Origin of the sequence: Limnovirga soli (assembly GCF_013106755.1) — a bacterium.
In the GTDB taxonomy this organism is placed as follows: domain Bacteria; phylum Bacteroidota; class Bacteroidia; order Chitinophagales; family Chitinophagaceae; genus Limnovirga; species Limnovirga soli.
Genome location: NZ_WHPF01000018.1, coordinates 47,305 through 63,369 on the forward strand (window position 1 = coordinate 47,305; position 16,065 = coordinate 63,369).

General features: G+C 40.5%; 10 protein-coding genes. 6 read left to right on the forward strand and 4 right to left on the reverse strand.

The annotated features are described in order from the left end of the window. Window positions 1–16: 16 nt before the first annotated feature. The 4 genes from kdsB (at window position 17) to GD597_RS19980 (ending at window position 7,409) form a co-directional block, all read left to right on the forward strand. Window positions 17–742 (forward strand): 3-deoxy-manno-octulosonate cytidylyltransferase, encoded by a 726-nt coding sequence (gene kdsB / locus GD597_RS19965; RefSeq protein WP_171609680.1) that lies wholly within the window; start codon window positions 17–19, stop codon window positions 740–742. Window positions 743–1,314: 572 nt separating this feature from the next. Continuing rightward, on the forward strand, window positions 1,315–4,659 hold the full coding sequence (locus tag GD597_RS19970) for a vitamin B12-dependent ribonucleotide reductase (RefSeq protein ID WP_171609681.1): 3,345 nt from the start codon (window positions 1,315–1,317) through the stop codon (window positions 4,657–4,659). An 850-nt stretch (window positions 4,660–5,509) separates the two neighbouring features. Beyond that, complete coding sequence (locus GD597_RS19975; RefSeq protein ID WP_216368637.1) at window positions 5,510–6,175, forward strand: glycoside hydrolase family 11 protein; 666 nt, start codon at window positions 5,510–5,512, stop codon at window positions 6,173–6,175. A 259-nt stretch (window positions 6,176–6,434) separates the two neighbouring features. After that, window positions 6,435–7,409, forward strand: a complete 975-nt coding sequence (locus tag GD597_RS19980; protein WP_171609682.1) for a hypothetical protein — start codon at window positions 6,435–6,437, stop codon at window positions 7,407–7,409. A gap of 250 nt (window positions 7,410–7,659) precedes the next feature. On the opposite strand, the gene GD597_RS19985 is transcribed toward GD597_RS19980, so the two are convergent. After that, window positions 7,660–8,904: a DUF2264 domain-containing protein gene (locus GD597_RS19985; RefSeq protein ID WP_171609683.1), complete on the reverse strand. Its 1,245-nt coding sequence runs from the start codon at window positions 8,902–8,904 to the stop codon at window positions 7,660–7,662. 197 nt (window positions 8,905–9,101) lie between these two features. Between GD597_RS19985 and GD597_RS19990 the strand changes: the two genes are divergently transcribed. Next, window positions 9,102–9,734, forward strand: coding sequence for a class I SAM-dependent methyltransferase (locus GD597_RS19990; RefSeq protein ID WP_171609684.1), 633 nt, complete (start codon window positions 9,102–9,104; stop codon window positions 9,732–9,734). A gap of 167 nt (window positions 9,735–9,901) precedes the next feature. On the opposite strand, the gene rbfA is transcribed toward GD597_RS19990, so the two are convergent. Beyond that, complete coding sequence (gene rbfA, locus GD597_RS19995; protein WP_171609685.1) at window positions 9,902–10,273, reverse strand: 30S ribosome-binding factor RbfA; 372 nt, start codon at window positions 10,271–10,273, stop codon at window positions 9,902–9,904. 87 nt (window positions 10,274–10,360) lie between these two features. Between rbfA and GD597_RS20000 the strand changes: the two genes are divergently transcribed. Beyond that, window positions 10,361–12,187 carry an ABC transporter ATP-binding protein gene (locus tag GD597_RS20000; RefSeq protein WP_171609686.1) on the forward strand — a complete coding sequence of 609 codons (1,827 nt, stop codon included), beginning with the start codon at window positions 10,361–10,363 and terminating at the stop codon, window positions 12,185–12,187. A gap of 432 nt (window positions 12,188–12,619) precedes the next feature. Here the strand turns inward: GD597_RS20000 and GD597_RS20005 are convergent, their stop codons facing one another. Next, complete coding sequence (locus GD597_RS20005; protein ID WP_171609687.1) at window positions 12,620–14,536, reverse strand: M4 family metallopeptidase; 1,917 nt, start codon at window positions 14,534–14,536, stop codon at window positions 12,620–12,622. Between the two features lie 372 nt (window positions 14,537–14,908). Then, window positions 14,909–16,030, reverse strand: coding sequence for an acyltransferase family protein (locus tag GD597_RS20010; protein WP_171609688.1), 1,122 nt, complete (start codon window positions 16,028–16,030; stop codon window positions 14,909–14,911). Between the last annotated feature and the right edge of the window lie 35 nt (window positions 16,031–16,065).

Below are 16,065 nucleotides of genomic sequence, written 5' to 3' on the forward strand. Positions count from 1 at the left end.
CACAAATAATTTGCTCATGAAAAAGGTTGCATTTATACCTGCACGCTATGCAGCTACCCGTTTTCCGGCCAAACTAATGCAAATGCTGGGCACAAAACCTGTAATCAGGCATACCTACGATAATACCGTGGCCACCGGCTTATTCGATGAGGTGGTGGTGGTTACCGACAGCGATATTATTTTCAATGAAATAACCAGCCATGGCGGCAAAGCAGTAATGAGCAAAAAAGCCCATGAAAGCGGTAGCGACCGTATTGCCGAGGCAGTTGCAGATATGGAAGTAGATATTGTGGTAAATGTACAGGGCGATGAACCCTTTGTAAAAGCCGCTCCCATACAACAATTGCTGCAGGTTTTCGAAGGGCCGCAAGGCCAAAATGTACAAGTGGCCAGCCTAATGCAGGTATTAACCAATCCGCAGTTTATTAACGACCCCAACTACGTTAAAGTGGCGGTAGATATGCACTTCAATTCGCTAATGTTTAGTCGTTCGGTAATTCCTTACCCGCGTAATAAAGAGCTGCCTGTTACCTATTATGAACATATTGGCGTATATGCTTTTCGTAAACAGGCATTGCTACATTTTACCAATTGGCCCATGACACCCTTGGAAGCCGCCGAGAAAATAGAATGCCTGCGTTATCTGGAACATGGCATTCCCCTAAAAATGGTGGTGGTAGATTATATGGGCGTAGAAATAGATACCCCCGAAGACCTGGAAAGGGCCGCCAAATACTTATAATCGTTTAATACTTATTTTTTGGGGCTGTTGGCAATAGTACGGTTGGCAGCAATAATACGGGCTTTCCGTTACTAGTCCTCACTCACTGCGTTCGTTGCGGGCTATACACTGCAATCCCGCAGCCATTCAGCGCCGGTAACAGGTATTTAGCTATTAACACGGTAGCTGTATTTTGCCGCCACAAAGCCGGAACCCTGAACCGAGCGTGGCAAGCGGCGATGCCACTTATTCACATGCCGACTACCAAATTTTAGCCTGTTTTTTAGGCAAAAAATAGCTGATAAACCTGCTATTACAGGGCATTTACCCGCATTTTCAGTTGTAAAGTATACAGTTACTCATTTTCGGGATTTTTTCTTTCTTTTTTTATGCACTTTCTGCCATTTTTTGTGGATAATCGTGCAAATGCAATGGCGCTATGATGTATGAAAATGCAGGCTTTCATTTTCCACATGCTGTTAATATCTCTGCTGTTGTTTTCTCGTTACATAAAGATATTTTCGTCTACTGCTTTACAATTTGGTAACAAAGCAAAACACCTTTTTCACAACTAAATAAATAAATAGCTCTATATGACTAAGCAACCCAATAAAGGCCTGGAATTTCAACGCCGTTTCACCAAGGAAGGCCAAACCGCCTTCGACCTGTTTGAGTACGATTATCGTACCAGCATCATTCGCAACCCAAGTGGCGAAGTGGTGTTTGAAATGAATAATGTAGAAGTGCCCAAACAATGGAGCCAGATTGCTACAGATATTCTGGCACAGAAATATTTTCGTAAAGCTGGTGTACCACAGGCAGATGGTAGCTTAGGCCGCGAAACTTCAGTAAAACAGGTAGCACACCGTATGGCCAATTGCTGGAGAGTATGGGGCGAACGTTATGGCTATTTTGCTTCAGAAAAAGATGCTGAAATATTTTACGATGAGCTGGCTTACAGCATTCTAAATCAAAGTTGCGTGCCTAACAGTCCGCAATGGTTTAATACAGGTTTACACGAAAGCTATGGCATTACCGGTAAACCACAGGGCCACTATTTTGTGGATGCAGTAGATGGTGTATTAAAAAAATCATCTAATGCCTATGAGCGTCCTCAACCACATGCCTGCTTTATTTTAAGTGTGCATGATGATTTAGTAAACGAAGGTGGTATTATGGATTTGTGGACCCGCGAAGCCCGTATTTTTAAATATGGTTCTGGCGTTGGTACCAACTTTTCCCAAATTCGTGGCGAAGGTGAAAAGTTAAGTGGCGGTGGTACTTCCAGTGGATTAATGAGTTTCTTAAAAATTGGCGACCGTGCCGCCGGTGCTATTAAAAGTGGTGGAACTACCCGCCGGGCTGCCAAAATGGTTTGTTTGGATATAGACCATCCGGAGATTCTGAAATTTATTAACTGGAAAGTAGAAGAAGAGAAAAAAGTAGGCGCATTAATTGCCGCTGGTTACGATTCTCATTACGAAGGGGAAGCTTATTTAACCGTATCTGGCCAAAACTCAAATAACTCTGTACGTATTTCCAATGAGTTTTTTAAAGCATTGGAAGAAGATGGCAACTGGGAATTAAAAGCAAGAACTGATGGCCGTGTAATGAAAACTATTCCTGCACGTGAAGTGTGGAACCAGATTTCTTATGCTGCTTGGCGTTGTGCTGATCCCGGTACCCAATACGATACTACCATTAACGAATGGCATACCTGCCCACAAGGTGGAAGAATTAATGCTTCTAACCCTTGCAGCGAGTATATGTTCCTGGATAATACCGCTTGTAACCTGGCCAGTGCCAACCTGATGAAGTTCTTTGATACTGATACCAATAAACTGGATATTGAAGGCTTTGAATATACCTGCCGTTTATGGACAGTAGTGTTGGAAATTTCTGTATTAATGGCGCAGTTTCCTTCAAAAGAAGTAGCTCAATTATCATACGATTACAGAACATTGGGTTTAGGTTTTGCCAATTTGGGTACCGTATTAATGGTAAGCGGTATTGCTTACGATAGCGAAGAAGCCCGTGGTATTGCCGGCGCCATTACTGCGGTAATGACGGGTATTGCCTACAAAACCTCTGCTGAGCTGGCTGCCGTTCATGGCCCGTTTGCCCGTTACGAGGAAAATAAAGCCGATATGCTGCGTGTAATGCGCAACCACCGCGCTGCTGCCTATGATGCCAACGAAGCTTATGAAGGTTTGAGTGTAAAACCAATTGGTATTAACGCCAAATATTGCCCCGATGATTTATTAAGGGCCGCTACTAAAGCCTGGGATGATGCCGTACAAATGGGTGAAAAATATGGTTACCGCAATGCGCAAACCACCGTTATTGCCCCTACTGGTACTATTGGCCTGGTAATGGATTGCGATACCACCGGCGTAGAACCCGATTTTGCACTGGTGAAATTTAAGAAACTTTCTGGTGGTGGTTATTTCAAAATCATTAACCAAAGTGTACCGGCAGCCTTAAAAAATCTGGGTTATAGCCAGAAAGAAATGGATGCCATTATTAACTATGCAGTAGGTGCTGCCAGTTTCGAAGGGGCTCCGTTCATCAATCCAACTACTTTAAAAGAAAAAGGGTTTTTACCGGAAGATATCAAGAAACTAAACGATGCCGCCAAAGCTGCATTTGAAATTGGTTTCATCTTTAACAAATACTCTTTAGGCGAAGCTTGTTTGGAAAGACTTGGTTTTACCGCCGCCCAATACAACGACTGGAGCTTTGACTTATTAGATGCTTTAGGCTTTACCGAAGATCAGATTGATGCCGCCAACGATTATATCTGTGGTACCATGACAGTAGAAGGTGCACCTTACCTGAAAGACGAGCATTTGTCAGTATTTGATTGTGCCAACAAATGTGGTAAAAAAGGTCAGCGCTTTATCCATGCCTATGGTCATATAAAAATGATGGCCGCCTGTCAGCCATTCTTAAGTGGCGCTATCTCTAAAACCATTAACCTGCCACACGAAGCAACTGTAGAAGAAATTGCAGATTGTTACCTGTTAAGCTGGAAAATGGGATTAAAAGCAAATGCATTGTATCGCGATGGTTCTAAAATGTCTCAGCCACTAAGCAACAAGTCCGATAAAAAGAAAAAGACCGAAGAAACAAAAGAAGAAGAAACTACCACTGCAGCAGCTCCATTGTTGCAGGAAGAATCTACCATTGTAGATTTGGCCAAACTAAGTGTAGAAGACTTGCTGGATGAAATGCAGAAACGCATGCAGGAAAGCAGCGATACCTCCTTAAAACGCCAGTTATCTAAAATAGTAGAAAGAAAATCATTACCGGCCAAACGCCGTGGCTTTACACAAAAAGCAAGGGTTGGCGGTCAGGTACTCTTCCTGCGCACCGGCGAATTTAACGATGGTACCCTGGGTGAAATATTTATCGATCTGGCCAAAGAAGGTTCTACCTTACGCAGTTTGATTAACTGTTTTGCCATCTCTATTTCTGTTGGTTTACAATATGGTGTTCCATTAGAAGAATTTGTAGAAAAATTTGTGTTCACCAAGTTCGAGCCGGCTGGTATGGTAGACCATCCGAATATTAAAACCACTACTTCTATTGTAGACTTTATATTCCGCGCATTGGCATATGAATACCTGGGCCGTACCGATCTGGTACATGTGATAGACAAGCCCGAAATTGGTAACCTGGGCGATCCTAGTGATGTAACTATCTTAGGCAGACCAGCTTTAAGCAATGTAAGGGTAAATGCTTCACCGGCGCCACAGCCACAAAAGGCGGTACAAAAAGCTGCCCTGCACCAGGAAAGTGGTTTGGATGCAGTAAATGCAGCAGCCAAAAATATGCAGAGCGATGCACCGGCTTGTAATGTATGCGGCCATATTACTTTGCGCAGCGGCACTTGCTATAAATGCCTCAACTGCGGCAACAGTATGGGTTGCAGTTAACCAGCCATAACTAACCGCTTATAACATAAAACCGTCTCCTAAAAGAGGCGGTTTTTTTATTATGTACCCGTCTATTCTACACAGATCGGCTTTACTTGCGTCGCACTCTTGTGCGACAGGTACTTTGGGCAGCAGATAAATGAGTACAATCAATAAAAGTTTATTCTTTTGTTGGCATCCCCTCCAACATTTTCTATACCATTGCTGCACGCATCAAGTGCAGGTGCTTATTCTTTTTTGCTTGTCCAAAAAAGAACCAAAAAAGGACAACCGAAAACGAAACTGCCCGTTTTCGGGGTGGAATATGTATTAAGCTGTTGTACTACTGTGGTGAATTGCAGCAGAGAGGTATTCCGCAAACAATCGATTTAATTTGGCCTTTAGCCACTAGCTGTTAGCCATTAGCCAAACAGCCAATATTTATTTGTCTTTAGCTAGCAGCTAATAGCCAACAGCTAACAGCCATTTTTGCTGTTGTACTACTGTGGTGCATTGCAGCAGAGCGTTTTTCGGCAAACAACTTATTTAATTTGGCCTTTAGCCACTAGCTGTTAGCCTTTAGCCAAACTGCCTATATTTATTTGTCTTTATCTAGCAGCTAATAGCCAACAGCTAACAGCCATTTTTGCTGTTGTACTACTGTGGTGCATTGCAGCAGAGCGTTATTCGGCAAACAGCTGATTAAATCTGGCCATTAGCCACTAGCTGTTAGCTTTTAGCCAAACTGCCTATATTTATTTGTCTTTAGCTAGCAGCTAAAAGCCAACTGCTACCTCCCTTTTTGTAATTAACTTCATTGTATTATACCTGGCCTATTGCGGCTGAAAGGTTTACCTATAAAATTGAAATTGTGCTGTATAAACTAACCATTGTATTATTGTTTACAGGCTACTTGCAGGGCGTTGCGGCGCAATCTTTAACGCGCAACACAACCGGCTTTCATGATGGCTATTATTATTCGTTTTGGAATGATCATTCGAGTGGCACGGCATCTATGACACTGGAACCTAAAGGCCGCTATACCATCCAATGGACCAATATTGGCAATCTTACTGCCGGCAAAGGCTGGCGTACCGGTAAGGAGGATAGAAAAATTACTTATAAAGCCACATTCAACGGCGGAAGTAATGGCTTTTTGGCTGTATATGGCTGGACCAAAGATGCTTTAATAGAATATTACGTGGTAGAAAATTATGGTGAGTGGACGCCCCCCGGTGCCACCGAACTTGGTACAGTTGATACAGATGGTGGTACCTACCGTATTTACAAAACACTACGTATTAATCAGCCTTCAATTGCTGGTACAGCTACTTTTTACCAGTACTGGAGTGTGCGTAGCACCAAACGAAGCCGGGGTACGGTAACATTTGCCAATCATGTAGCGGCATGGAGAAAATATGGTATGTACCTGGGGCATATTTGGGATTATCAAATTATGGAAACCGAAGGCTATAAGAGCAGCGGTTATGCTGATGTGCAACTACGCACCAGTGCCACAGATGAAACTGATAAATAGGCTTGATCTGATGAGGGTTGAGTATGGGCATGCCAGGTTATTTATTCAATAAGAAGGATATTGCTGATTAACATAAATAAGGGGTGGAATTTGCCTGTAAGCTAATTTTTGATTACTGTTAATTATTGAAATGCCTTTTATAATTGGCTAAAAGTTTTGTGGGAATAAGCACAAGTTGCAGAGTGCTTCTTGTATTTTACAGGATTGTTTTATTAGTTTATATTCGTTTATTATCTACACCTAATAAAAATCCTGCCATATGCCAGTTGTACGTACAGAAACCAACGCAACTTATGCCTTGCAATACAATAATGGAACTCCAATACCATTGAAAGATTTTAGTGGATTACACACCAAATCAATTACAGAAGTAGATAGCACGGATGGTGTTTTTAAAAAGAATAGAATTCAGGCACTTGAATTTAATGAAGTAACGCTTACACTATCTATGCCTTTGCAGGAACCTGCACGTCAGCTATTCGATGGGGTAATGAAGGGTAATTTAACTACTGTTTTTACAACCATTTTCAGGCTGGAAGCAAACAGTAAACTTGTACAATCTTTTGAACTGGGAAATTGTAAGATTAAGCAAATTAGTTTTCCATCTTTAGATGCAACTTCGAAGAACGCAGGAAATGCTACTATTACATTTCAGCCAGCACATATTGATATGACACTGGGTAATAATTCAAGAATAGCAATTTCCGCCCCAAAAAATGAAACACGATTTATTGCTTCAAATTTTAGGCTGGCTATTGACAATGTGCCCACGAGCCGGATATCTAAAATTTCTGCATTAACAGTTTGTCCGCATACAGTGGAAAATATATCTGCAACTGATATACTTGATTTTATTGAATTTAAATCCTTGCAAATTCAAATTGCAGAAGCTGAAATGGAAGACGAAGGCTGGCAAAAATGGTTAACCGATTTTGTAAAAGTTCAGCAGAAGGAGGGTAGAAATGGATCCCTTCAGTTTTTAGGGCCCGATTTAAAAAAGGTAATATTGGAAATATCGCTTACGAATATTTTTATTGCATCAACCGGTTTTCATGAAGATGGTGCTGAAAACCAAATTGCTAAAGCTTCGATAGAGCTTTTATTTGATTTTGCAACAATGGCAGGTAATACTACCCCTGCCGACACGAAATTTATACGTTCGGGTGTGGTTGTTAAACCGCCGGTTTTAAATATACCTGATACCAAAACTCCTGATGTAAAGCCTGGTAAATAAAACACGCTTTATAAAGTTGTTTTATGCTTTGGGAGTACCAGATTTACCTTGCATTAAAAGTTTGGTGTGGCAATTAGGTGTGCAGGGAATTACAAATATCGCGTTAGGTAATTCATACATGGAAAAGCAGGAATCTGCCTGATAAAACGCTTTGCTAAAAGTTGAATAATGGTATAAAAGCACAAGAGTGCGACGCAAGTAAAGCATCATTATTATTCAATTGCCGGGCCAATAAACTGACAACTATTAATCAGGATTTTAATGCATGGTCAATCCCAAAACTTTTACCTGAATAGGCTTTAAGGCTGGTCCATTCAGTAAAAGGTTTAGTCCAAAAATCATCTGTTGCCGGAAGGCCTAATGGCAGAAATGCTACGCTGCAGAGGTATAGGCTACCGGTTGAAATATAGGATTCTCCGATATCTGGCTGGTGGCCGCAAAAGCCAATGGATAACCAGCCATGCTCATCAAAAGTGCCGGGTGCTTCCATACTTCTTTTTATAAGTGCGGTAAGTGCAGAACGTATTTGCGGGGGTGGTAAACTGGCGGGTAACAAATGTTGTAATGCCAGCTGTGCCAATAATTGAAATGCTCCACAACGATAGGCAATAGACCTGCCAACAGGTGGGAAGGCCCCTTCGGGGGAAATGAGGCGTTCCATTATTTCGGCATAGCGTTGAGCACGTTTTGTGTACAAGGCCAGGGAATCTTTATAGGTAGGATTGGTTAGCTGCAATGTGGCAGAAATATCCAGCAACATAGGTTGTATTACAAAGCTGTTATAGTAATCAAATGCCAGTTCGGCACCGTCGCCATAAACACCATCGCCTTTATACCATGTTTCATGTTTTGTTAGTGCATAATTTATAGGGTCGGCCTTATATTTGCCGGTGAATTGTAGCAAGGCGGTTTCTACCATTGCTGCAAATAATAGCCAGTTGTTTTGGGGTGGTGTTATGCTGCGGGTATTTTGTAAAGCTGCAACCAATTGCTGTTGAGTAGTAGTGTCCAGATTGCCCCATAACTGGCGGGGCGCCCTTAGCAAGGCATGGGAGAGAAAAGCTGCATCCACCAATGGCTGGCCCTGCTGGGTAAAATTCATAAAATCGGGGGAGTTGGGGTTGACAGCATTTTTAATAGATGCTGTTGCCAGTGCGATGTATTTTTTTCTAAGTTGTCCTTCAGCACTGCTGTCGGGTCCAAGCTCCAGCCAGGGAGCTAGTCCGGCCAGGGTTCTGCCTAGGGCTTCCAGGTAGGTAACCTGTTTACGGCCGGGGAGTGCATCTGCTTTTGCTTCTACCGGCATCTGGGTTTTTAGTTTGCCCTGACTAAGGGATGTTAATACCGGCAGGCTTATTTTAGTTAACATGTTTACCCAATAATCGCGGAGATTGGCAGTGTTATTTTCTACAGGATTTGCCATGGAGTAATTGAATGGCCATACACCTGCTGCACCAATGGCAGTGCCGGTTTTAAGAAATTTTCGCCTTTGCATGATAGCCTTTTTTGATAGAAAACAAAAATAGCGGGATTTGATGTGCTGAATGGTATTGATTGCTACAAAAGCTTATCAAATTTGAATTGGTGTATTAGGGTGGATGATTTGTTGGTGCAAATTGATAAAACAGTATTGTATAGCCGATAAATAGGTGCGGTTAAATTATCTTAGTAATGCAATGTAAATAGGTAATTATGGATCGTTATCAGCAAACATGGAATACCTGGAATAAATTGGCCAAACTATATGAGGACAAGTTTATGGATATAGACTTGTACAACCAGACCTATGATATGTTTTGCCAATACATTACGCAAACGAATTCCGGTATTTTAGAGATTGGTTGCGGCCCCGGAAACATTACCAGGTATTTACTTGGTAAGCGGCCGGATTTTGACATAACTGCCATTGATGTAGCACCTAATATGGTTGAGCTGGCCAGCCGCAATAACCCCACCGTTAATTGCATGGTAATGGATTGCCGGAATATTGATACCATTGCCAATAATTTTAATGGGATTGTTTGCGGGTTTTGTTTGCCCTATCTGAACAAACAAGATGGTAGTAAACTGATAAAGGATTGCAGTAATTTACTTAACAAGGGTGGATACTTATATTTTAGTACTATCGAAGGGGATTATAGTGCATCGGGTTATCAAACAGCCAGCACCGGCGACCAGACTTTTGTTTATTACTATGATGAAACTTTTTTAAGAAAAGTGCTAATTGAAAACAGATTTGATTTGTTGCAACTAATTAAGATTAACTACCCAAAAATTGCAGGAAAAAGCGAAGTGCATTTGGTATTGATTGCCCGTAAAAAATAACCTTTAATAATTGCATGGGTTGTAAAGGTTGACAATACAATAAATGAATTTCTATCAGATGCTGCATATTCGACCGCACAAGTGTGCGACGCAAGCGGTGATGCCACCTGTTTTGTTGCCCGGCCAATAAATAATAGATTACCTGAAAATGTAAATAAACAGCTTGTTTAGGTAGTGCCTGGTGTTTTGCCGCTTTTTATTTGTTCGAAAAGTGCTTCCATTTTAAATACATGGTCCAGCGTATCGTCCAGATAAAAGGTTAATACAGGTATGCGGCGCAGTTGGTTTTTAACCCTATCTGCCAGTTCTCTTTTTATTTCCCATGACTTACCGTCAATTTTTTTCATGGCTGCATCTATGTCATCCACTTTAAAGAAGCTGAGGTATATTCTAGCTTCCAGCAGGTCGGGGGTTATTTTAACATTTGAAATAGAAACCATTCCACCATTAATCATATTCAGGGAAAGGCGCCTGAATATATCATTCATTTGCTCCTGAATTACGCTTGCCACTTGTTTCTGACGTTTTCCTTCTGTCATATTTGTACCTTTACAGGCTGTAAAATTAGCATGATTGCGGTTAGCAGCACCAATTTTGTTGTGATACCGCTTAATTTTAGATAGTTTATGAAGAAATATGCCCGCATTTTCAGGTACCTGAAGGAGTATAAGCGTAAAATTATCCTGTACTTTATTTTCATTTTATTCTCTGTGCTTTTCTCCATTATATCAGTGGGTATGCTAATGCCTTTCTTAGACCTGATTTTTAAGGGGTCGGGAGAAACCTCTAACCTGGTTTTAAATAATGGCAATCCGGTATTGCAATATATCAGGGAATACCTGCTGGGCATAATAAACAGCTCCTCTACTCCCGAAACAGGGAAGATTAAGGCTTTGGCCTATATCTGTGTAATTATTATGTTATCCATATTTTTTAAAAACCTGTTTCTATATCTTTCTTATTATATTCTGAACCCCATTAAAAATGCAGTAGCCAATACCATTAGGGCCGAGATTTATGATAAAATTCTGCAATTGCCTATTGGCTATTTTACTGAGAAAAGAAAGGGCGACTTAATGAGCCGTGTTACCAACGATCTTGGCGAGGTAGAAACATCCGTAGTAGGTACGCTGGAAGGTTGGGTAAGAGACCCGTTAACCATAGTGATTAATCTGGTTACATTACTGGTACTAAGTGTGCAGTTAACCATTTTTGTGTTGTTGCTAATACCGGTAATGGGTTTTATTATTGGCCGCATTACCCGGTCGCTTAAAAAGCAATCGTTGGAAGTGGCGGAGAAATATGGCGAATCGGTTTCTATACTGGATGAAACCCTGGGTGGATTGCGGGTGATAAAAGCATTTAACGTAGAAAATATTCTGAGAGGCAAATTTTTTAATATCAATAACTCATTGCTGATTGCCAAAAATAAAATTGGCTATCGCAGGGATATGGCTTCGCCCATGAGTGAGTTTTTAGGAGTATCTATTTTTTGTGGCATTTTGTATTTTGGTGGAATACTGGTGTTAGATAACCATATAATGGAAGCTTCGGCTTTTATTACCTACCTGGCTTTGTTCTACAATATTATTAACCCGGCAAAAACACTTTCTACCTCTTTTTCCAATATGCAAAAAGGTACGGCTGCCATTGCACGTATTGAGGAAGTTTTAAACGCACCGGTTACCGTACACGATAACCCCAATGGTAAAAGTGTAAATAGTTTTAATCATTCCATCGAATTTAAAAATGTTGGTTTTGCCTACGATGATTTTGTAATTCTAAAAAACATAAACCTTACTGTTGGTAAGGGCAAAACAGTGGCGTTGGTAGGCAGCAGTGGCGCCGGTAAAAGTACTCTGGCCGATCTAGTACCACGTTTTCATGATGTAAGCAGCGGCGAATTATTAATTGATGGGGTGAATATTAAAGATTACTCTCTTAGGCAGCTACGCGAATTAATGGGCATAGTTACCCAGGAGCCTATTTTGTTTAATGATACCATTGCCAATAATATTGCTTTGGGTAAAGAAAATGCTACCGAAAAAGAAATTGCCGATGCTGCCCGTATTGCCAATGCGCATAGTTTTATTATTAACAAAGAAGATAGTTACCAAACCAATATTGGCGACAGGGGCAGTAAATTAAGCGGAGGAGAAAGACAGCGTTTAACCATTGCCAGGGCTGTATTAAAAAACCCACCCATTTTAATTTTAGATGAAGCTACTTCATCGCTGGATACGGAGAGTGAGCGACTGGTGCAGGATGCCATTAACCATTTAATGCAGGACAGAACCTCTATTGTAATTGCCCACCGCCTTAGTACCGTGCGCCATGCCGATGAAATTATTGTATTACAAAAAGGCGAAATAGCCGAACGTGGTACACACGATGAACTGATTGCCAAAGGCGGTATTTATAACCGTTTGGTAGAACTGCAGGAGGTGAAATAAACAGCATGACGGTGGTTACCTGAATATGATTTATATAGACCAGTTGTAATATGTTGGTAAAAAAGTGGTAGTTAAAACGGGGAAACTCGGTAATTTATATTACATTCATTCAGCATAAAAATACTTTGGTCAGCCTCTCATACATTGCCGTTGGTGAAATAGCCACGGCATTTTTTTTATGAGCCCGGCTACAATACCAATTTCGGCTTTACTTGCGTCGCACACTTATGCGGCAACAAATAGGGCAGCAGCAACAGCCGGAAAGTGTTGATTAAACTTACATACCTGCTGCATAACAGCTAACAGTACAAGAGTGCGACGCAAGAAAAGCTGCATGATAACCTGCTGTTGGGTTAATAATTTTTCTATAACTGCATACATAAAAAAAGCCCTTCAACATGAAGGGCTTTTTTGAAAGCATTTGAGGTTATTTTATTTTAATACCACAAATTTTAAACGGCCTGCCAAAGCGCCATTATGTTCTATGGTTATATAATAATCACCGGTAGTAAGCTGTGCAGTTTTTGATAATGTATAGGATTGATTACCAGCCAGTCTGTTACCCAGCGCATAAGTTTGCTGTACATTGCCTGAGCGATCGAACACTTTAAGTGTGATATTACCAGCTTCTTTTAAAGTAAATTTCACTGTAGAAGTTGTACCGTTAACTGGGTTAGGATACATGGTAATATTTTGTGCCAGCTCAGTTGGATTGCTACCTGCAAATGCGGCTGTGCCAATACCTACGGCATAAAACGCATTTTTAACCTGCGCAACTTCGTTTGAAGCGGCACCATATAAATCTGTAGCAGCACTAATGGCAGCAGTACGCCATGCGGCATAGTTAGATGTTGGCACCAGATAAACTGTTTGAGAACGGTAAATAATCTGGTCTGCTTTTGAAAGGCCCAAACCTGAAACTGTAAAGCTATTGCCAAGATCGTTTGTTCCGCTACCACCATCCACCAACAGGTAGAACATATAGTTTCCTACGCCGCTTAATATATGTACATCAGCATTTGATTTCCAAAATGTACCACCATAGGTATCTGGTTGGCTATAGGCATTAGGGTTACTCATATCGCGAATAAACCATGCCATATCGTTACTCAGGCGCCAGTCTTTATCAGCTGGTTTAGCCCAGAATTGAACAGATTTACCCATGATATCGCTAAGGCTTTCGTTCATACCTCCGGATTCGCCGCTGTAAACCAGGTTACAGGTATATTGTGTAACACCATGTGTTAACTCGTGGCCGGTAACATCAATACCGGTAACGCCTTTTTGTGAACCACCAGAGCGTATGCCATAATTCATAGCATTACCATCCCAGCTGGCATTATCCTTATATAAAAACCCTTTTTTATTTACGTTGCTGTATAAAGCAATACCATTGTTATCAAGTGAATTACGGTTGAAATTTACTTTGTAATAATCGTAGGTCATTTCAACACCATAATGTGCATCCAATCCATTTTGATCGGGTAAGGCTAATGTGGTCCAGTTGGCAGAAGTATTGGTAAAGTCAACCTGTCCTTTGGCTTTGCGGGTAATAATACCATTACCACGGGTATAATCCCTTAACCTAAAGGCATTCACGCCTGTTTGATCGGAATGGATGGTTTGATTGCCGCTATACACCGTAGTGGCGGTACCTACTGCATCAGTAGTTTGCAGAATATCTTTATGGCCCAAAATAGTACCAGAAGCTGCATCTACAAAATAATAGGCGCGGCTGGTAAAGGGTTCCTGTGCGTATATATCTACTTTATATGCCAGATGAAGAGCAGATGGGTTTAAATCGTTACCTGCATTATACCATACTTTAGTTGCTTTAGGAAAATAACTGGCATCTGCTTTACCTGTTTGTTCTTTAATACTGTTTTCCATATCGGCATCCTGCCATGCATAGCTGGAAGCACCAACATGTGTAATGGCTTTTTGAACTGCATCTTTATCTGCAATTGCAGCAGTTGAAAGACTTGCTGCTAAAGATGGAGCGAAATCAGTAATCAAGGCTGCACTTGCTGAAACGAGTTTGCCATCCTTAACATGGGCGATAAGCATGGTGCTTTCAATGCGTATACCACCATAGGTTTGATAAAAACGGTAATGTGTAACACCCAGGTTATCTTTTTCTGTTGAATACAAAACCAGATCAGATTTGGGGTCTACACCCAAAATAGCTTTAGCGGTTTTAGGGTTAAAAGCTACCTGATCTTTAGCACTAAATGCTGTGAATTGTTTAGCAACACCTTTTTCTCCTTTCATTAATGGAAGCAAACCTTTTTGCGCATCTGCTGCTGAGAAGCAGGCCAAAAAAGCCAATGCGAGTAACTGTTTTTTCATGTTGTGTATTTATAAAATTTAAAAAGCCAATTAATGTATCTGCTTTAAAAAGCTGGTGTTATTCTTATTGTACAAATTCATTTTTGTATGCTATTATACCACCACTTTTTTCTAAGCAGGGATTAAATGTAAGAAAGTTTACCTCATGTAAAACTGCCGTTTAACAAATAAAAAAATGCCAAAAAAATCAAAGTGTTGACTAAGTATATAAAATTTAGAAAAACCAGCAGATGATTTTAAAACTTATAGGGTAGATGAGTTTTTTTTGCGTTATGTTGAAATTGCCAGACCAAAATATGCTGCTTTGTTGCAGAAATTAAATTGCTGCAGATGTGTATGGCTATTTTTTTTAAGATAAAAATAATTAAGTGCTTAGATTCCCCTGCCACCTGTAAGAAATGAATAGGTATTTGGAAATATTTTTCTAAGCAGATATCCAATACCAATACATACACCTATTATGGCCATCGGCAAAATAATGAAACTTAACATGCGGGCTGTGTTATAATCTTTAAATAAATCAAGACAAGGATTAATGGCCAGCGCTACCCATGGGGCATGTAAGGCATATATGATAAATGAAAAACTGGATAGCCAAATAAACCAATGGTGGCGCATGCTCCAGCTTACTAATGTATTTCCACCAAACCATGCGGTTACCAGGCCAGATACAATTACCATTTTATGCAAAATGGTTAACAGGAAGTAAATACTATTGCCAACATACATTTCTCCATTAAATGCCAGCCATGTTTTGATTATCGAAAGCAAGACAAATACAAGCCCCCATATTTTAGGTGAGAGCCACTTGCCGGGAGTTTCGATATTGAAACTATTTTTTTGCAACCAAATTCCTAAAGAAAAAAACAGCAGCCCTTCACCTTCAAAAAACACCATGCCAAAAGTGCCCAGCCATAAAAGTATGGCGATGCTAAAAAAAATATATGAAGCCCTTTTGTTTGTCACCCACCTTTTTAAAAATGGATAGGCAAGGTTGTATATAAACAATACCCTCAAAAACCATAACTGGTAAGGCACAGGTGCAAATAACCAGCGGGCTGTTACTTCGTACCAGGTATAATCGTGCAACAGCAATCGTGTGTTATCAATCTGTAGTAAGTGAGAATTGGCAATCAGTTCTTTGCAGTAGCTATTATTTTCTGCAAGATAAACCATCAGTATGCCGATGGCACTCCAGGTTAGGTAAGGCAACAAAATGGTTTTTACTCTTTTTTTGATGGTGTCTTTGTATGGCCTGTAATCATGCAATGCAAAAAGATAGCCTGAAATAACAAATAACATGGGTATACGAAAACGGAAAAGGCCATTAGCCAGAAAATATTGTGTAAAGCTGGTAAAAGTTACATTTTCATGGGGTAATGTCCAGGGTTGCAGATAACGCTCCTGCAAATTGTAGCCGTGTACAAATACCAATAACACCATAGAAATAAATGACCAGAATTTGAATTTGCTGCTGGTAAATGTGCTAACCATGGCATATTAATTAATACCGCAACAATAAATAAAAA

Excerpts from the sequence above, each read along its gene's own strand:
- kdsB (WP_171609680.1), top strand. The coding sequence starts at position 17 with ATGAAAAAGGTTGCATTTATACCTGCACGCTATGCAGCTACCCGTTTT.
- GD597_RS19970 (WP_171609681.1), top strand. The coding sequence starts at position 1,315 with ATGACTAAGCAACCCAATAAAGGCCTGGAATTTCAACGCCGTTTCACC.
- GD597_RS19980 (WP_171609682.1), top strand. The coding sequence starts at position 6,435 with ATGCCAGTTGTACGTACAGAAACCAACGCAACTTATGCCTTGCAATAC.
- GD597_RS19985 (WP_171609683.1), bottom strand. The coding sequence starts at position 8,904 with ATGCAAAGGCGAAAATTTCTTAAAACCGGCACTGCCATTGGTGCAGCA.
- GD597_RS19990 (WP_171609684.1), top strand. The coding sequence starts at position 9,102 with ATGGATCGTTATCAGCAAACATGGAATACCTGGAATAAATTGGCCAAA.
- rbfA (WP_171609685.1), bottom strand. The coding sequence starts at position 10,273 with ATGACAGAAGGAAAACGTCAGAAACAAGTGGCAAGCGTAATTCAGGAG.
- GD597_RS20000 (WP_171609686.1), top strand. The coding sequence starts at position 10,361 with ATGAAGAAATATGCCCGCATTTTCAGGTACCTGAAGGAGTATAAGCGT.
- GD597_RS20005 (WP_171609687.1), bottom strand. The coding sequence starts at position 14,536 with ATGAAAAAACAGTTACTCGCATTGGCTTTTTTGGCCTGCTTCTCAGCA.
- GD597_RS20010 (WP_171609688.1), bottom strand. The coding sequence starts at position 16,030 with ATGGTTAGCACATTTACCAGCAGCAAATTCAAATTCTGGTCATTTATT.